This window comes from Lentzea sp. NPDC058436 (genome assembly GCF_042721515.1).
Taxonomy (GTDB): Bacteria; Actinomycetota; Actinomycetes; order Mycobacteriales; family Pseudonocardiaceae; genus Lentzea.
The window spans coordinates 172,015-189,500 of sequence record NZ_JBHXLF010000009.1 but is presented as its reverse complement, the minus strand read 5'-3'; the positions used below and the strand labels follow the sequence as shown (position 1 = coordinate 189,500).

Here is a 17,486-nt window from a genome sequence, read left to right as displayed (position 1 = left end):
TCTCGGTTCTGTCATTTCTCTGCCTCCGGTTCGGCGTCGAGACCGTGCTCGATGGCATAACGCGCCAGCTCCACCCGGTTGTGCAGTTGAAGTTTCCGCAATGTCGACTGGACGTGGTTCTCGACGGTGCGGTGGGAGATCACCAGGCGGTTCGCGATCTGTCGTGCGGTCAGGCCCTTGGCCACCAGCCGCAGCACCTCGGTCTCCCGATCGGTGAGCTGCGGCTTCTCCTCCGAGTCGTCCGGCGCGGCAGCCATGCGCCGGTACTCGCCCAGCACCAGGCCCGCGAGCCCGGCCGTGAACACGGCGTCACCCGCGGCGGTGCGGGACACGGCCTCGACCAGTTCCTCCGAGGACGCGGACTTCACCAGGTAGCCGGACGCGCCCGCCTTCACGGCCTGCAGCACGTCGTCGTGCTCGCCGGACGCGGACAGGACGAGCACGCGCGTCTCCGGCAGCTCGCTGGTGATCATCGCCGTGGCGTCGACCCCGGACAGCTCGCCGAGGTTGAGGTCCATCAGGACGACGTTGGGTCGCACGGCCTTCGCGATCCGGACGGCGGAGGGCGCGTCGCCCGCCGTCGCCACGATCTCGAAGCCGCGTTCCTGGAGATCGCGCGCGACGCCTTCGCGCCACATCGGGTGGTCGTCCACGACCATCACCGAGACCGTCATCGTGCTGCCCCCTTCCTGAACACCCGAACCTCCCACTCCGTGCCCTCCCCCGGCCCGGTCTGGAGCTCCAGCGTTCCGCCGAGCGACTCCACCCGGCCTTTGATCGACTTCTCGATCCCCAGCCTGCCCTCCGCGGCGGCCACCGCGATCCGGCCTTCCGGGATCCCCGGACCATCGTCCCTGACGCTCAGCACGATTTCCTCACCGAGGTCTTCCAGCAGGACCCAGGCCCGCGCGTCCTGGCCGGCGTGCTTGTCCACGTTGGACAGCGCCTCGCGCACCAGCGACGTGAGCTCGCCGGCCGCCGCGGACGCGAACATCACCTGCGTCGCGGGCGTCGAGACCTGGATCCTGGGCGTGGCGAGGACCTGCAGCCCCGGCCGCAGGTCGATCTCTCCATCCACAGTGGAGTCGACGGGAGCGGCGGCCACTAAATTCCTCAGCGCCACTTCCTGTTCGCCTGCCATCTGAGCCAGTTCGGCTGCCTCTCCACCGACTTCGAGGCCGCGCTTGCGGACGCGGGCGAGGACCTGCAGCACGCTGTCGTGGATCGAACGGGCAAGGCGCTCGCGTTCCGCCGTCGCCGCTTCCGCTCTCAAAGCCTGTGCGAGCAACACCGCGGAACGCCGTGCCGTGGCCGAGGCCATGCCGACGACCATGCCCGCGCCGGCCAGCAGCACGACGTCGCGCAGCAGGTCGAGGCTCGGCACGCCCTTGGTCAGGTAGGTGGAGAGACCGACCGCGAGGCCACCCGCCAAGCCCGCGTACGCCCCGCCCAACGCGCCCAACGCCACCGCGGGCACGCACGCCCAGATCGTCGTGATCAGCGGGACGTTCAGGGTGAGCAACTGGTGGTCGGACATGATCAACGGCGACAGCGACATCAGGCCGCAGGTCAGCACCAGGTCGACGAGGACGAGCGGCCAGCGCCTGCCCCACGTCGTGCTGTAGGCGCGGCTGGTGAAGACGGACCACAGCGCCATCACGCCCAGCGTCGTCCACGCGAGCCACGGCCGGACGTACTCCGTGTGGTTCGCGATGACGTTCGCCGCGGCGAAGAGGAATGTGACTATGCGTAGCGCGATCGTCCCGCGCCACAGGGGCGTGGCCGGGTCGTCGATCACCTTCGTCACACGTTCGGCAGGCTCTTTGGGCACGCTGTGCTCCTTTCGGACACCATCCTGCCGCGTGAACGTGTGCTGGCTAACCCCCAGGTGGCCGTCTTCTGCCGAACGGAGGAATGTGCGACGCTCTCCGGGTCCGGGGGAGGGCGAATGCGGGTGCGCGACTGGCCGTTGTGGACGTTGCGGCGGCCCGCGCTCTGCTACTGGTTGTTGATCGACGCCGCAGCTTTCGCGACCGTCGTCTACGCGATCGTTTCCTCCGAAACGCCGTCACCCTCCGAAATCGCCAGGTTCGCCGCGATCGCCGGCACCGCGGGCGCGGTGATCATCGGCAGCTCCATCTACAGCCACCGCCTGGGCGAGACCGAACGCAACCCGTGGGCCGCGCACCTCTCCTATCTCACGGCGGGCATCCTCGCCCTTCCGCCGAACCTGATGGTGCTGCTCCTGTTCGGCCCGGCCCTGCACTGCCTGCTCGCGCAACGCCCGGAGACCCACCGCTGGCTGTTCACGCTGAGCGCCACGACCCTGGCCGTCTTCAGCACCCGCTACCTGCTCGGCTGGGTCGACCCGCACGCGAACCTGGTGATCCTCACCCTGGGCGCCAGCGCTTTGCTGGTCCTGCGCGCCGGGCTGATCGCGTTCGGCCTGAAGCTCCGCCGCCCCGACGCGACGTTCGAGGAGAACGTCGGCGAACCCATCGACGCCGTCCTGGGCGTCGTCGCCGTGTCGATCGGCGGCCTGATGGGCTGCGTCGCGGAGTCGAACGCCGTCCACGCCCTGCTCGCCGGCCCGTCCCTCGCCCTCCTGGAACGCGCGGCGCAGCTCCCCCAGTGGCGCCGCTCGGCCCAGCGCGACGCCAAGACCGGCCTCGCCAACGCCGTGCACTGGGACAGCCGGGCCCGCTACGAACTCACCAAGGGCTCCGGCCGCACCCGCCCGATGGCCGTCATGCTCCTCGACCTCGACCACTTCAAGCGGGTCAACGACGAGGTCGGCCACCTGGCGGGCGACGCCGCGCTGGCCGCGATCTCGTTGCTGCTGCGCGGCACCGTCCGCCGCGGCGACCTCGTCGGACGGTTCGGCGGTGAGGAGTTCGTCGTGCTGCTGCCCGAGGCCACCGCGGCCGAGGCCGAGGTGGTGGCCGAACGCGTGCGCGACGCCGTGGAGAACCTCCGCGTGCCCACGATGGCGACCAACGGACAGCCGCACGAGCTGCACGGCCTGACAGTGTCTATAGGGGTGTCGACGACGACTCGGTTCGGGTACGAGCTGCCGGACCTGCTCGTGGCGGCCGACGCGGCGTTGCTCGCGGCCAAGGCGTACGGCCGCAACCTCGTTTCGATGGCCTAGAACACTGTGGTCATGACGCGTGATGCACCGCGCTCCATCCGACGGTCCGTCCTCACCCAGCGGTGGAGCGACGTCGCGTTCGTGCACTGGAGCGTTGATCCCGCCGCGGTGGCGCACCTGCTGCCACCCGGCACCGTGCCGGACGTGGTGGACGGCCGCACCTTCGTCGGCCTCGTCGCGTTCCGCCTCCACTCGCTCGGCTGGCCGCGCCTCGGGAACGTCTGGAGCTTCCCGGAGACCAACGTGCGCCTTTATGCCACCGACGACGCGGGACGGGCCGGTGTCGTGTTCCTGTCCATGGACGCCGCGAACCTCACGTTCTCTCTCGCAGCACGTGCCAGCGCGCGTCTGCCGTACATGTGGTCGGACATGACGATGAGCCGTTCCGCGGACGTGCTCAGCTACACGTGCCGGCGCCGGTGGCCTCGCCCAGGCGCGACGAGCAGGCTCACCGTGCGGGTCGGCGAGAGAGTCGCGCAACCGACTGCGCTGGAGCAGTTCCTGACAGCGCGGTGGGGTCTGTACACCACCCTGGCAGGCAGGACGGTCTACCTCCCCAACGACCACGCCGCCTGGGACCTGAACCGGGCCACCCTCGTCGAGTGCGAGGGCGACCTGGTCACTGCCGCAGGCGTTCCGATCTCGGGCGAGCCGGTGAGCGTTCTCCACTCGCCGGGCGTGCTGGCGAGGTTCGGTCTGCCCTCTCGGCGGCCTAGTCGTTCAGGTACTTCGTGATCTCCGACGCCATGTGCTCGTGCGCGAACCGGGCCTTCGCGAACGCGTAGGAGAACAACAGTGCGGGGCACTCGAACGTGACGCGGACCTTGATCTGCACCCCGTCGCCCGCCTCCGCCACCCGCACGTGGCTGGTCAGCGTCGTCCGCGGCTGCTGGTGAGCCACGGTCAGCACCTCGTCCTCGTCCCGCACCATCAGGTCGGCGCGGTAGGTGATGTGCATGCCGACCGGCCCGAACTTCAGCCGCGACGTCACGGCCGTGCTGCGCAGGACGTCCGGACCCGGCGGCGGCACGGCCTCCGCGCGCACCGCCAGCGGGTGCATCGTGACCAGCCGCGGCACGTCCGCCATCAGGTCGACCGCCGACGCGACCGTGCCCCTGCCGTTGATCGTGTAGTCGAAGGTTCCGGTCCGCACAGCGTCAAAGCTCCTTGACCCGCTCGCTCTTGTCGTCCTTGGGCGCTGTGTCCTGGGGGTTGAGCACGTCCACCTTGTCCGGGTTCTGCTCCGCGTCCGCGTCGGACAGGAGCGACCGGATCCCGGAGTTCAGCACCGCCAGCAACGGTACGGCCAGCAGCGCGCCGGCGATGCCACCGGTCACCAGGCCGCCCGCGATCGCCAGCACCACGGCCAGCGGGTGCAGCTTGACCGCGCGGCCCAGCAGGAGCGGCTGCAGCACGTGCGACTCCAGCTGCATCACGCCGATCAGAACGGCGAGCACCACGAGAGCCGCGATAGGCCCGTTGGTCACCAACGCGATCAAGACCGCGACGGCACCCGTGAACACCGCACCGATGATGGGGATGAACGCGCCGAGGAACACCAACGCCGACAGCGGCACCACGAGCGGCACGCCGATGATCGCCAGGCCGACACCGACGCCGACTGCGTCCACGATCGCGACCACGGCCGTGGCGCGCACATAAGAGACGAGAGAGCCGAACCCGCGACGGCCGGCCACGTCCACACGCTGACGCACGTCGCGAGGCACTGCCCGCGTCACGAACCGCCAGATGCCGTCGCCGTCGTGCAGGAAGAAGATCAACGTGAACAGCGCCAGCAGCAAGCCGGTCAGCAACTCGCCGAGGGTGGCAGCGGTCGTCAGCGCGCCGGACGTGATCTCGGCCTGGTTCTCCTTGATCGTCTTCACGATCTCGTTGACGTAGCTCTGCAACTGCTGGTCGGACAGGTGGGCGGGCCCGTCCTTCAGCCACGTCTGGATGGTGTCGAGCGAGGCGGCCACCTGCGTCTGCAGCTCGGGGAGACCGCGGGAGAACTCGCTGATCACGAACGTCAGCACGCCGCCGAGCACGCCGAGACCGATGATCATCATCACGGTCACCGCCACGCCGCGCGGCACCCGCCACTCGACGAGCTTCGAGACGCCCGGCGACAGCAGCGCTGCCAGCAACAACGCGATAGCGACGGGGATCACTATCGACGCGAGATAGCCGAACACGTAGGCGACCACGTACAACGCGGCCACGACGACGACGAACCGCCAGCTCAGCGCGGCACTCACCCGCAGCAGCTTCGGAACTCGGCCGCTGATCTCGGACTCCGGCGTGCTCATGGACCTCACGTTAACTGTTCGGACCCTCGCCAAGCCGGAACTCCACCAGGGATGATCCGACTCGTCAGGGGAGGACGAAGTGATCAAGCCGGAAGACTTGACCGAAGTCGAGCGCCAGGTCGCGGGGGCCTACGCGGGCGGTACCGAGTTGGACCTGACCGGGCAGAGCGCTCGCGGCGAGGTGCTCACCGGTCTGCTGACCGGCATGTACCGCGTTCCGCGCAAGGGACTACCCGCTCTGCGCCTGCGCAACGCACGAATCACCGGCAAGTTCGAACTGGAGGGCACGCGCGTCACGCGCGTCATCGACCTCACCCACTGCACGTTCGAGAACCCGCTCGACCTGCGGATGGCCCGCCTCATCGGCCTGCGGCTGCGCGGCACCCGCGTCCCGGGACTGCAGGGCCGCAACCTCAGGGTGTTCAGCGACCTGGTCCTGGAGGCCGGTTTCACCTGCACCGGCACCGTCGACCTCACCGACGCCGCCGTCGACGGCACGCTCCGGCTGGCCGGGGCGGTGCTGCGGTCCGACACCGACCACGCGCTGCTGGGCGCCCGCCTCCGGGTCAGCGGTTCCGTCCAGGCCATCGCGATGCGGGCCAACGGCGAGGTCAGGCTCAGGGGTTCGGCGATCGGCGGCAGCGTCCACCTCGGCGGCGCCCGGCTGATCAACCCCGGCAAGGACGCGCTCGACGCGTCCGGTGTCGTCGTCTCGGGCAACGTCTTCTGCAACTCAGAGGGCGGCCGCTTCACCGCCGACGGCCGGGTGCTGTTCGACGGCGCGCGCGTCGGCGGGAACCTCGAGTTCACCGGAGCCCGGCTGAACTCCACGCACCAGGTCGACAACCAGGTCCTGGTCCTGCCGCACGGATCGGCCGACGAGGCCGCGACGCTCGTGGCCGACCGCATCCGGGTCGAGGGCAACGTCGAGCTCGACGACGGCTTCACCAGCACCGGCACCGTCCGGCTGCCCAACGCGAGCATCGGCGGCTATCTCCGGCTGTCCGGTGCGGTGATCGGGCCGCGCGAGGTGGCGGAGGAGCTCGCCGGCGACGTCACCAACCGCATCCCGGTCGCCCTGCACGCGGACGGCATGCAGGTCCGCGGCGACGTCGAGGCCCGCAGCGCCGTCAACGGCGGCGGCACCCGTTCGCCCGCCCTGCGCACCTACGGGCAGGTCCGGCTGTCGAACGCGCACATCATGGGCAGCGCCAGCATGTCCGGCGTCTCGCTGCACGGGCCCGGCATCGACGTCCTGTTCGCCGACCGCCTCCAGATCGGCGGCACGCTCTTCCTGCGCGAGCTGAAGGCCAAGGGCTCGGTCCGCCTGCAGAACGCGAACATCGGCTCCACGCTCGACATGTCCGGCGCCGAGCTGACCCTGCCGCGGCTCCGTCCGAACGGCACGCAGAAGCCGTCGCTCGACGCCCGCGCCATCACGATCGGCAAGGACCTCCTGTGCAGCCGCGGGTTCACCGCGGTCGGCGGCGTGCGGATCCGGCTGGGCGAGGTCGGCAAGATGGCGACGTTCAGCGACTCGCACCTCGGCTCGACCGCGGCCGACATCGCGTTGAACGCGTACGGGCTGACGGTCCACCAGTTCCGCCTGCACATCCCCGAGGGCCAGCAGCCCAAGGGGAAAATAGTGCTGAGCCGCCTCAAAGCGGTGTCGGTGACCGACGGGCCGGGTCTGTGGGACGCCGAGGGCGGCGTCGCCGTGGACGACTTCGAGTTCGCCGGCATCACCGCCGACCCGGACGTTCCGGTGCAGACGCGGCTCAAGTGGTTGCTCAAGGTGCAGCCGGACTTCGCGCCGGGGCCGTACGAACAGCTCGCCGCCGTTTACCAACAGGGCGGTGAGGAGGAGCTCGCGCAGAAGGTCCAGCTGGAGAAGCAACGCCGTCGCTACTCCGAACTCGGTCGTGCCGGCCGGGTGTGGGGCGCGGTGCAGAGGTGGACGGTCGGCTACGGCTACCGGCCGTGGCTCGCGATCTGCTGGCTCGGCGTCTTCTGGCTCTTCGGCGCGCTGTGGTTCAACTGGCACCCCATGGTCAAGCTCAACAAGGACGAGGACCCGGTGTGGAACGCCGCCCTCCTCGCGCTCGACCTGTTGATCCCGATCATCGACTTCGGACACGACGGCAAGTGGCAGTTCACCGGTGCGTCGCAATGGATATCTTCGCTGCTCGTGGCCGTCGGATGGATCCTCGCGTCGACCGCGGCGGCGGGTGCGGCACGCGTCCTGAAGCGGGTGTGAGGCAGGGCAAGGCGTTCACACGATGTAGTTAACCGAGCGCTCAGAGCGTGCATTCATGGTGGATGGACTGGCAGAGTCGCCGACGTCGACTTGATCAGCTTGATCGTCGGCGAATCCCTTGAGTGCCACCGAGTAGCGAGGTTTCCTGCGTTGTCCGCTGATCTGCGAGCGAAGACGGGAGCGAACGGCATGCGCCGGTTCGCCTCTCGTGCGTTGCTCGCTGTTGGTGGTGCGATCGCGGGCACTGCGGTTGCCTGGGTGCTCAGCACTTCGGCTGCTCACGCGGCCGACGAGGTGGTCCCCGCCGAGGCGCAGCAGGTCGACGTCATCAGCAAGCTCGTCGCCAAGAGCGACGAGAAGCTGCCGGTCGTCGCCCCCGCCGCCAACGCGGTGCACAAGATCGACGAGACCCTGCGCGCCGAGCACGAGAAGGCTCGCGCCGCTCTGCCGGACGTGCAGGTCTCCCAGGCGGTCGAGCAGATCGCCGCACGAATCCTGCCGCAGGTCTCCAGGATCGGTCAGTCCGAAGCTCCCGCCACCGCGCGGTCGCTGGACGTGACGTTCCCGGAGATCCCGGCCGTTCCCGTCACCGAAGCCGTTCAGTCGCCGGCTCCGGTGGTTCCGCAGGTCACCGGCGTGTCCGGTGCCTCGTGGACGGATCTGTTGGAGCACAACAACTTCGTCGTGCCCTCCGAGCAGGCTCCGTCCCTGCCCAGCAACCCGATGCCGAAGTTGCCCGCACCGGCCCCCGCGCCGGTGCAGTGCTCCTCGTGCCACGACGGTTCTGGCTCTGCCAAGGGCAGCACCATTGCTGCTCTCGCTGCGTCCGGCAACGCTCACGGCATCTCGTCGACGCGCGCTCTCGCGCCGTCCACCGACGAGGTCACCGTGACGCCGGGCAAGCAGCCCGGTATCAACCCCGACTGATTCCAGCGCGCGGTCCGCGGCAGCCCTCCTCCCCTGGCTGTCCGGAAGTCGACCGTCGCGCTTTTTTCTTGCGCTCAATTCGGTCGATCACCGCGTGCGACTCCCCCGGTGATGGCGCGCCTTCCCCTGCGCGCTTCGGCCCCACCCCCTTGAGCCCCCGTCGCTTCTGACGGGAAACCCAATGAAGGAGTTCTAATGCAGACCTGGGCAAAGCGCGGACTTCAGACCGCGTTTGTCACTGGTGGTTTGCTGATGCTCGGTACGGGCATCGCTTCTGCCCAGGAGAACGTCGACCCCGACGCCGCGCCTCCGGCCGTCGACGTCGCGGCGGCTGTTCCGATCAAGGCCGACCAGAACAAGCTGGCGACGCCGGTCCGGGAGGTCACCCTCCCCAAGATCGACCGCACGATCAGCACGGACCGCGTCACCAGCGCGGTGCCGACCCGCACGGCAGCGCCCGTCGCGAACCCGCTCGTCCGCCAGGCCGGTGAGCGCCTGCAGGGCACGCCGCTGCAGAACGTGGTGCGCGGCAACACGATCCAGGCGCACGTCGATGTGCCGATCAACATCTGCGGCAACGCGATCGCGGTCCTCTCCAACACCGAGGCCACCGCCGACTGCTCGCAGCACACCCACCGCGACGGCACGATCGTCACGGACGGCGCGGGCCAGGCGCTTGCCGGCAACGTCGTCGCCGTCAACCACGTGCTCCCGGTCCAGATCACCGGCAACGCGATCGCGGCGGCGGGCAACGCCACCACGCACACCGCGGCCGAGCAGGTCTCCACGACCGGCGGCGACATCACCACCAACGGTGACAAGGGCGCCATCTCGGGCAACGTCATCTCCGAGCAGGGTGCGACCCCGGTCCAGCTGACCGGCAACGGCGTGGGAGCGGCCGGCATCGCCGACGCCAACTCGACCGCCGACACGTTCGCCTCCTCCGAGGGCGACATCTGGACGAGCGGCAAGAGCAGCTCGATCTCCGGCAACGCCATCCCGGTTCCGCTGTCCCCGCTGGCCGAGGTCAACGGCAACGCGGCCGCCGGCGCCGGCAACGCCGACACCGACTCGACGCAGACCGGCACCGCCATCACCGGTGGCAACGTCGACACCAACGGCGACCCGGCCACCCTGGCCGGCAACATCGTCGAGCCCGCGCTCGCCGGCCCGATCACGGTCGACGACAACGCCGCCGCCGTCGGTGGCAACTCGAACGCCGTCAGCGACACGTCCAACTGGGCGAACGCCGGTGGCACCAAGCACACCAGCGGCACCGGTTCGACCGGGTCGGGCAACGTGGCCGGCGCGCCGGTCTCGCTTCCCGCCGCCGTGGGTGGCAACGGCGCGTCCCTCGTGGGCAACGCCTTCACCGACCACGCCAACGAGGTCACCTCGAACGCGGGCGGCGAGACCTACACCCAGGCCGACAAGTCGGTCCTCTCGGGCAACATCGCCGACGTTCCCCCGGCCACGGCCGTCGACGTGTGCGGCAACGGTGCCACCCTCGCGGGTCAGGCCGCGGGCACCTGCGAGAACGACGTCAAGTCGACCACCAACGGTTACCAGGGCACGACCGGCAACGACTCGGTCCTCTCCGGCAACATCGCGCAGACCCCGCTCGCCGCTCCGGCCGAGGTCTACGGCCTCGCCGCCACCCTCGGTGGCCAGGCGTCCGGTGCCGCGGACGAGACCAAGCTGGTCCGTTCCAGCGGTCAGCCGAACACGCAGGACGACCACGGCACGGTCTCCAGCAACATCGTGACCGCGCCCACGGCCGTCGCGCCGCAGGTCTTCGCCGTCACCGCCGGCCTGGTGGGCAACACCACGTCCGACACGGCGAACGACACCAAGGTCATCGCGGGCAAGGACCCGAAGGCCTACGGCAAGAAGTCCTCGGTCTCCGGCAACATCGTCCAGGTCCCGACCTCGACGCCGGCCCAGGTCTTCGCCGACGGTGCCACCCTGGTCGGCAACAACAAGACCACGGGCGACAACGCCACCGACATGAAGGCCGGCGGCGACGCGCTCACCACCGGTGAGAAGGGCTCCATCGCGGGCAACGTCGTGTCGGCTCCGGTCGCCACCGGCACCCAGGTGCTCGGCTGGTCGGTCGGCGGCGGCAGCAACGTCGACGCCTTCTCCACCAACTCGCTGTCGTCCGTCGCCGGTGGCGACGTCAACAGCAAGGGCGACGGCGGCGCCGTCTCCGGCAACCTGATCGGCGCGCAGCCGGCCGTTCTCCCCGCGGTCCCCGGCAACTCCGTCGCGGCGGCCGGCATCACGAACTCCGACGTGGTCTCCGCCACCAACGTCGTCTCGGGTGCCGACAGCTACTCGACGGCTGAGGACGCCTCGGTCTCCGGCAACCTGATCCACGTCCCCGCCAACGCCTTCGCCGGCGTGTACGCGGACGCGGTCGCGGCTGCGGGCAACGCGACGACGGTCACCGACAAGTCGTCGTACACCTCCGCCGGTGGCGAGATGCTGACCGAGGGCTCCGGCCCGCTGACCGCCCGCGAGATGACCGTTCCGGTCGAGGCGGCGGCCAAGGTCGCGCGCATCCCCGTCGAGGTCGTCGGCCAGGCCGTGACCGAGGGCGTCAGCGACGACACGCAGCTCACCGGCGAGGACGCCGGCACCCTGCGTGCCGCGCAGCTCAAGGGCCTCGAGCTCCCCAAGGGCGTCGACAGCCTGCTGCAGGCCAACGAGGTCCCGGCGTTCCACGGCCTCGACAGCAAGCTCCCGGTCAACCAGTTCCCGAACCCGGCTGACCTGGCGGCCATGGCCGGCCAGCTGCCCACCCCGGCTCTGCCCGGCGTGGCGCAGGAGCGTTCCGCTCTGCCGCTGAACGGTGGCACCGGCAGCATCACCCCGAACGTGCAGGGCCTGCCCCTCGGCCAGGTGCTCGAGGTCGCTCAGGGCCTGGTGCCCGCCGGCGCCACCGCGCGTTCGCTGCCGTCCCTGCCCGTGACCGCCCCGGCCCTGCCGGTTCCGGTCCAGCTGCCGGCTCTGCCCACCGAGCGCTCGCTGCCGACCCTTCCGGTCGACGGCCCGGCGTCCCTCTCGGGTCTGAACCTGAACCCGACCCAGGGCCTGGCCCCGCAGGCCGACGAGCGCGCGCTGCCGCAGCTGCCGCTGGGCGCCCCGGCGCTCGCCATGATCGACCCGGCCAACCTGTTCCAGACGGTGACCGGCTCGCTGTAACACCCCGCAGTTGTAACACCCTCCTCCGGTAAGAAGCTGAGCCCCGGCGACACGACGGTGTCGCCGGGGCTCAGTGCCGTGCGGGGGGTGTTTGCGCTGTTCGGAGCACCTGCTCGGGCTCCGCGTCCCCGTCGCTCGTGACCCAGTGGACGTGCGGACTCTCCCCGGCCAGCCGCCTGATCCGTTCCGCGATCGGCGACCCGTCCCCGAAGTCGTGCTCGGCCAGCACCGCCAGCACCGAGTCCCCGTACCGCGCGACCGTGAAGTCCGGCCGCAGGTTCTCCCGAAGCGCTCGTGCGGTCGTCAGCAGGTCGTCCGGCCTGCTGACCAGGACCAACGTCACGAGCGTCCCCCTCGTCCGGGCGCGGATCAGCGACTGCTCCAACCGATCGAGCAGCAACGCGTGTCCGGGCAGCCCCGTCAGCGGGTCGTGCAGCACAGTCCGGTTCTAGCGGAGCCAGACCGCGTTGACCAGGGTGAACCTCACGGCTGGGGCATCGCCTTCTCCGCGGCGCGACTCGTCTCCTCCCAAGCCGCCCACGTCTCCATCCGCCGCCGCGAGATGTCGAACGCGACGTCGTAGACCATGCTGCCGAGCAACAACCGCAGCGGCGGCTCGTCACTGTCGACCAGCGTCATCACCGCCTCCGCCGCCAACGCCGGCGCGCTGTCGACAGACCCCTCGGCCCACATCTTCTGCAACTCCTCCCGAAGCTCGTCGTAGACGGCGTCCGGCGAGGCCGCCCGGCTGCTCGTGTAGAGGTCGGTCCAGTACCCGCCGGGCTGCACGATGGTCACCTTGACCCCGAACCTCGCGACCTCGGCAGCCAACGCCTCACTCATGCCTTCGAGCGCGAACTTGCTGGCGCTGTACAACCCGGTACTCGCGAACCCGCCCAACGCCCCGATGCTGGAAACCTGCAGCAGGTGCCCAGCTCCGTTCTGCCGCAGATGCGGCACGACGGCCTGACTCACCCACAGCGCGCCGAAGAAGTTGAGCTCAATCTGCGCCCGAGCCTCGGCCTCGCTGAACTCCTCGACCATCCCGGTGAACAGCGCCCCGGCGTTGTTGACCACGACGTCGAGCCGCCCGAACCGCTCGACGGCCTGCCCGACGACGTCGAACACCTTCTCCCGATCGGTGACGTCGAGGCTCAACGCCAGCAACCGCTCACCGTGCCGTTCCGCCAGGTCGTCGAGCGTGCTGATGTCGCGGGCCACGCCGACCACCCGATCGCCGGCGGCGAGCGCGGCCTCCGTGAACGCCCGCCCAAGACCCCGACTCGCACCGGTGACGAACCAAACCCTCGCTGAAGCAGTCATCGTGCATCCTTCGTTTTGGCGAGACGAGACGTCTCGTCTCGCTGACGAGCCGAAGCATGCCCCGAGCTGCAACGCCATGTCAAGACGAGACGTCTCGTCTCGCCATTTGCTATCGTCGGCCCCGTGTCCACGACAACCGCCCCGGACCCCACCCGGCGCAACGACGCAGTCCGGCGAGCCATCCTCACCGCCGCCATCGACCAGGTGGGCGAAGTGGGGTACGCGAAACTCACGATCGAACGCATCGCCAAGGCAGCGGGCGTGGGCAAACAGACGATCTACCGCTGGTGGCCCTCAAAGGGCGCGCTCTTCTTCGACGCCTTCCTGAGCCTCGCGGGAGACGGCGAAGCAGCAGCCCTACCCGACACCGGCGACCTGGCAGCAGACCTGAAACTCGTCCTGGTGGCCACCGTCGACGAGCTGAACGACGAACGCTTCGACCAGACGATGCGAGCCCTCCACACCGAGATCGTCTTGGACAGGGCTCTGGCCGCCGACTACGCCACCCGGCTCGACGGCCCGATGCGCGACCTCAAGAGGGCGCGGCTCCGCGCGGCCCAGCAGGCAGGGCAGATCGACGGGGACGTGGACCTGGAGGTGGCGATCGACCTGATCTGGGGGCCGATCCTCAACCGGTGGCTGCACCGGACGGCGCCTCTGACCGGGGCTTATGCGGAGCAGGTGGTGGACACGGCGTTGCGAGGCCTGCGGCCTCGCTCGTAGATCGGGTCCAGCCTTACCGCAGTTAGGCGCGGTGTCGCGCACCCATCCAGCTGGCCGCCGCTCTGGTTATGAGCAGGGCGTTTCGTGGTTTCCACAGGTGGTGTCGGCTTCATGACCGGAGAGCGCCGCGCCTCCAGCTCGTGCCTGGGGGCACCCGGCCAGCGCTGCGGCATGTGCTTGGCGCGGTCGAACTTCGCGAGGAACCCTTCCTCACGTGCCTCTCGCACCCACCTCGCGACGGTGGTGCTGAACTTGTCGATCGTGCCGGTGGTGTTCACCCGGTGCCCGTAGACCCTGGACAGCACCTTGAACGGACAAAGGCCCTGACCAAGAGCAACGCCGTAAACCATCGCGACCGTCTCGGCACGCTCCCGCTTGTTGTGCCTCCCACGAGGGTAGGGCCGCGATGCGACAACGAAGTCAACCGCGTCGAATCCCGTGGCCACCGGCATCCGCTGGCGCACGAGCTGCTCCTGCTCATCGGCTGCGCCCGATGCGCTGGGATCGAACACCCCGAACCCCCAGCGCACTCCGACCGCGCGCATGATGCGGCGGGCCTCTTCGCGCGGGAGTTGGCGGCGTGATCGTGGCGGTTTGCTGATACGACGCAGGAACACACGGCCGGTGCGCAGATCGACGTCAGCCTCGAACTCCCAGTTCTCGAATCCTGGCCAGTTGCGCACGATCGCACCGGTCGGCGTGTCGTCCATCTCCATGTGCTTGATCACGACTTCAGTGTCGGCCCGCCGTGGCGGCTGTCGCAGCGCGAACTCGCGAACCCCTTGTTTTTGGAGGGGACGATGCGTTCGACATCAGCGACAGCCTGACCTGCATGAACCACAACGCAGACACGAAACACTGTCCCGACTGCGGGGGCTCCGGCCTGCGCGGCGACGAGCAGTGCGAGATGTGTCAGGGCGCCGGCTGGATCTGGTGCTAGCCGATAGCTGATCACGTTCTGCGGCCGGCGGCCGACGGTCGCAGACCTGGATCAGCGTGCATCGTGTGGTTCGACTCGACGGGCGTGGATCAAGCCGCCGTGCCCGGTGTTTTGTTCGGGACCGCAGCGTGGTGGATGACGGCATCCGCGGGACAAAGAGGATCTGGTCGTGGGGATTGAACCCCGCAACCGCTGATCAGGTCTGTGCGAGGTCCGTGAAACGGCTGTAGTGCAGCTGGTGCGCCACCGTGATGGTCGCGGTCGGCCCCGCGCGGTGCTTAGCGATGATCAGGTCGGCCTCGCCAGCGCGCGGGTCGTCGCGCTCCCACGCGTCGGGGCGGTTGACCAGGATGACCATGTCGGCGTCCTGCTCCAGGGAGCCGGACTCTCGGAGGTCGGAGAGCATCGGGCGCTTGTCGGTTCGCTGTTCCGGGCCTCGGTTCAGCTGGGAGATCGCGATGACCGGGACGTGGAGTTCCTTGGCGATCAGCTTGAGGTTTCGGGAGAACTCCGAGACTTCCTGCTGGCGCGATTCCGTCTTCTTGCCCGAGGACATCAGCTGGAGGTAGTCGACGACCACGAGCTTGAGGTCGTGGCGTTGCTTGAGGCGGCGGGCCTTGGCCCTGATCTCCATCATCGTGAGGTTCGGGCTGTCGTCCACGAAGAGCGGGGCCTCGCTGATCTCGCTCATGCGGCGGGCCAGGCGGGTCCAGTCGTCGTCGCTCATCGTGCCGCCTCGCATGTCGCTGAGGCGGATGCGGGCCTCGGCGGAGAGCATGCGCATGACGATTTCCGTGCGGCTCATTTCCAGGCTGAAGATGGCGCTGGTCAGGCCGTGTTTGACGGAGCACGACCTGGCGAAGTCGAGGCCCAGCGTCGAGTTGTGGGTCGGGATCATCGTCTTGCCAGCGAGGTACAGGTGGTCGTGGTTGTCGACTTCCACGCACCTGACCGGCACCGACGCGATGGGGCGCACGGCGGTGATCTCCACCTGGTCGTGCTTGCCGAGGCTTGCGACGAGCTCGTCGACGTCCTGGCGCAGGCGGGCGAAGCGGCCGTCGATCTGGAGTGCGGCCAGCAGTTCTTCGCGCTGTTTGCGCGAGCCGCGGAGGTAGGCGGCTGGGATGTGCGGGTCGTCGGCCAGGTCCAGGTCCTTGGCGACGCGCAGTTCGTCGTCGGTCAGTTCGAGGTCGCCGAGGCCCGAGAGGAACAGGCCCAGCTTGCGCGGGGGCAGGGGCAGTGCGGCGGTCGGGAGGTCCCAGGCCGCCGACATGCGGACGAACATGCGGCAGACGCCCACGCGGTCGAACAGTTGCGCTGTCGTGCGGATCGCCCAGAAACCGCCGGTCTCGCTGCACGACTCCGTCAGCCACTGGTGCTCGGCGTCGGCGACGATGACCGTGCCGTCGGAGAACTCCACCTCGAAGCACGGGCGGCCCGTCATCACCTCGGTCGCGGCGGCCACTCGGGTCGGGCGGCCGTCGGCGCCGATCAGGAACGAGCCTACGGAGACCTCGCCCATCGTCGTCCAGCCGGACGGGGTGGGCAGCGGGGTGTCGAGCGCCAGCGCCTTGCCGACACCGGGGCGGGCGGCGACGATGATCATCTGGCCGCCGTGCAGGCCGTTCGTCAGGGCGTCTAGGTCGGCGAAGCCCGTCGGGATGCCCTGCGAGATGCCGCCTCGGGACGCGATGGCGTCGATCTCGTCCATCGTCGGCTGGAGCAGGTCTTCGAGGGCGACGTAGTCCTCGGTCGTGCGGCGGTCGGTGACCTCGTAGATCGCGGCCTGCGCGCGGTCGACCACCTCGTCGACGTCCGCGCCCTCGGCGCCGTTGTACCCGAGCTGCACGATCCGCGTGCCGGCCTCGACGAGGCGGCGCAGCACCGCCTTCTCGGCCACGATCTCGGCGTAGTAGCCGGCGTTCGCGGCCGTGGGGACCGTCGCGATCAACGTGTGCAGGTACGGCGCGCCGCCCACGCGCATCAGTTCGCCCCGGCGTTCGAGCTCGGCCGAGATGGTGATCGGGTCCGCGGGCTCGCCGCGGCCGTACAGGTCGAGGATGCAGTCGTAGATCGCCTGGTGCGCCGGGCGGTAGAAGTCGTTCGGCGCGAGGGCCTCGATCACGTCCGCGACCGCGTCCTTGGACAGCAGCATGCCGCCCAGAACGGACTGCTCGGCGGCGAGGTCCTGCGGCGGCTGACGCTCGAATGAGGGTTCTGCCATACCCCGGTCGTCCACGAGCGCCACTGCCGAATCACCCCTGCGAAGAGTCGAGAGACGGTGCCTGAGTCCCCTAGTTGTACCGCGCGGCACCGACAATTCCGGGCGGCCACGCTGTGCGATGGCGTCGCCCTGGACGCGACGCTAGAGGGACCCGTCCGGAGCAAGCAAACCAGCGTGTGGATCGACCTGTGGACAACTGGGGGACAACCTGTGGATGGTTGCTCACAGGGATCACGGCGCTGGGGACAACCTGTTGACAACCCGTGGAGTGACAGAAATAACCGCAGCTCAGAGGCTGTGCACAAGTTGTGGAAGAAGTTGTGTGCCACACCGTCGGCGTGTCGCGAGAAACACCTTTGTCGGCGTGTCGCGGACGAGCTAAACCTCGATTTTATCCACAGGACGTGGACAGAGCGGCACTAGTC

General features: G+C 69.3%; 14 protein-coding genes. 6 read left to right on the top strand and 8 right to left on the bottom strand.

What is annotated here, in order from left to right; all coding sequences use genetic code 11:
• Nucleotides 1-11: 11 nt before the first annotated feature.
• Both ACFWN2_RS28870 and macS read right to left on the bottom strand, forming a co-directional pair.
• Nucleotides 12-674: a response regulator transcription factor gene (locus ACFWN2_RS28870; RefSeq protein WP_382432622.1), complete on the bottom strand. Its 663-nt coding sequence runs from the start codon at nt 672-674 to the stop codon at nt 12-14.
• Nucleotides 671-1,831 (bottom strand): MacS family sensor histidine kinase, encoded by a 1,161-nt coding sequence (macS, locus tag ACFWN2_RS28865; protein ID WP_382432620.1) that lies wholly within the window; start codon nt 1,829-1,831, stop codon nt 671-673. The genes ACFWN2_RS28870 and macS overlap by 4 nt, the downstream gene beginning before the upstream one ends.
• A 117-nt stretch (nt 1,832-1,948) precedes the next feature.
• Here macS and ACFWN2_RS28860 point away from each other — a divergent pair, with 117 nt between their 5' ends.
• Both ACFWN2_RS28860 and ACFWN2_RS28855 read left to right on the top strand, forming a co-directional pair.
• A complete protein-coding gene (locus ACFWN2_RS28860; protein WP_382432618.1) occupies nt 1,949-3,151 on the top strand; it encodes a diguanylate cyclase in 1,203 nt (400 codons plus the stop codon).
• A gap of 12 nt (nt 3,152-3,163) precedes the next feature.
• Nucleotides 3,164-3,886, top strand: coding sequence for a YqjF family protein (locus ACFWN2_RS28855; protein WP_382432616.1), 723 nt, complete (start codon nt 3,164-3,166; stop codon nt 3,884-3,886).
• Here ACFWN2_RS28855 and ACFWN2_RS28850 read toward each other — a convergent pair.
• Nucleotides 3,864-4,304: an SRPBCC family protein gene (locus tag ACFWN2_RS28850; protein ID WP_382432614.1), complete on the bottom strand. Its 441-nt coding sequence runs from the start codon at nt 4,302-4,304 to the stop codon at nt 3,864-3,866. The two genes, ACFWN2_RS28855 and ACFWN2_RS28850, sit on opposite strands and share 23 nt — an antisense overlap.
• Nucleotides 4,305-4,308: 4 nt before the next feature.
• Nucleotides 4,309-5,460 carry an AI-2E family transporter gene (locus ACFWN2_RS28845; RefSeq protein WP_382432612.1) on the bottom strand — a complete coding sequence of 384 codons (1,152 nt, stop codon included), beginning with the start codon at nt 5,458-5,460 and terminating at the stop codon, nt 4,309-4,311.
• 79 nt (nt 5,461-5,539) lie between these two features.
• On the opposite strand from ACFWN2_RS28845, the gene ACFWN2_RS28840 reads away from it, so the two are divergent.
• The 3 genes from ACFWN2_RS28840 (at nt 5,540) to ACFWN2_RS28830 (ending at nt 11,851) form a co-directional block, all read left to right on the top strand.
• On the top strand, nt 5,540-7,717 hold the full coding sequence (locus ACFWN2_RS28840) for a hypothetical protein (RefSeq protein ID WP_382432610.1): 2,178 nt from the start codon (nt 5,540-5,542) through the stop codon (nt 7,715-7,717).
• Between the two features lie 150 nt (nt 7,718-7,867).
• On the top strand, nt 7,868-8,644 hold the full coding sequence (locus ACFWN2_RS28835) for a hypothetical protein (protein ID WP_382432608.1): 777 nt from the start codon (nt 7,868-7,870) through the stop codon (nt 8,642-8,644).
• A gap of 195 nt (nt 8,645-8,839) precedes the next feature.
• Entirely contained in the window at nt 8,840-11,851 is a 3,012-nt protein-coding gene (locus tag ACFWN2_RS28830) for a chaplin family protein (protein ID WP_382432606.1), read from the top strand.
• Between the two features lie 70 nt (nt 11,852-11,921).
• Here the strand turns inward: ACFWN2_RS28830 and ACFWN2_RS28825 are convergent, their stop codons facing one another.
• Both ACFWN2_RS28825 and ACFWN2_RS28820 read right to left on the bottom strand, forming a co-directional pair.
• Nucleotides 11,922-12,290 carry a hypothetical protein gene (locus tag ACFWN2_RS28825; protein WP_382432604.1) on the bottom strand — a complete coding sequence of 123 codons (369 nt, stop codon included), beginning with the start codon at nt 12,288-12,290 and terminating at the stop codon, nt 11,922-11,924.
• 44 nt (nt 12,291-12,334) lie between these two features.
• Nucleotides 12,335-13,174 (bottom strand): SDR family oxidoreductase, encoded by an 840-nt coding sequence (locus ACFWN2_RS28820; protein WP_382432602.1) that lies wholly within the window; start codon nt 13,172-13,174, stop codon nt 12,335-12,337.
• 123 nt (nt 13,175-13,297) lie between these two features.
• On the opposite strand from ACFWN2_RS28820, the gene ACFWN2_RS28815 reads away from it, so the two are divergent.
• Nucleotides 13,298-13,897, top strand: coding sequence for a TetR/AcrR family transcriptional regulator (locus ACFWN2_RS28815; RefSeq protein WP_382432600.1), 600 nt, complete (start codon nt 13,298-13,300; stop codon nt 13,895-13,897).
• Here ACFWN2_RS28815 and ACFWN2_RS28810 read toward each other — a convergent pair.
• Both ACFWN2_RS28810 and dnaB read right to left on the bottom strand, forming a co-directional pair.
• On the bottom strand, nt 13,843-14,625 hold the full coding sequence (locus tag ACFWN2_RS28810; protein ID WP_382432598.1) for a hypothetical protein: 783 nt from the start codon (nt 14,623-14,625) through the stop codon (nt 13,843-13,845). The two genes, ACFWN2_RS28815 and ACFWN2_RS28810, sit on opposite strands and share 55 nt — an antisense overlap.
• Nucleotides 14,626-15,033: 408 nt before the next feature.
• Nucleotides 15,034-16,992: a replicative DNA helicase gene (gene dnaB / locus ACFWN2_RS28805; RefSeq protein ID WP_382432790.1), complete on the bottom strand. Its 1,959-nt coding sequence runs from the start codon at nt 16,990-16,992 to the stop codon at nt 15,034-15,036.
• Nucleotides 16,993-17,486 lie beyond the last annotated feature (494 nt).

Excerpts from the sequence above, each read along its gene's own strand:
- ACFWN2_RS28870 (WP_382432622.1), bottom strand. The coding sequence starts at position 674 with ATGACGGTCTCGGTGATGGTCGTGGACGACCACCCGATGTGGCGCGAA.
- ACFWN2_RS28860 (WP_382432618.1), top strand. The coding sequence starts at position 1,949 with ATGCGGGTGCGCGACTGGCCGTTGTGGACGTTGCGGCGGCCCGCGCTC.
- ACFWN2_RS28855 (WP_382432616.1), top strand. The coding sequence starts at position 3,164 with ATGACGCGTGATGCACCGCGCTCCATCCGACGGTCCGTCCTCACCCAG.
- ACFWN2_RS28845 (WP_382432612.1), bottom strand. The coding sequence starts at position 5,460 with ATGAGCACGCCGGAGTCCGAGATCAGCGGCCGAGTTCCGAAGCTGCTG.
- ACFWN2_RS28830 (WP_382432606.1), top strand. The coding sequence starts at position 8,840 with ATGCAGACCTGGGCAAAGCGCGGACTTCAGACCGCGTTTGTCACTGGT.
- ACFWN2_RS28820 (WP_382432602.1), bottom strand. The coding sequence starts at position 13,174 with ATGACTGCTTCAGCGAGGGTTTGGTTCGTCACCGGTGCGAGTCGGGGT.
- dnaB (WP_382432790.1), bottom strand. The coding sequence starts at position 16,992 with ATGCTGCTGTCCAAGGACGCGGTCGCGGACGTGATCGAGGCCCTCGCG.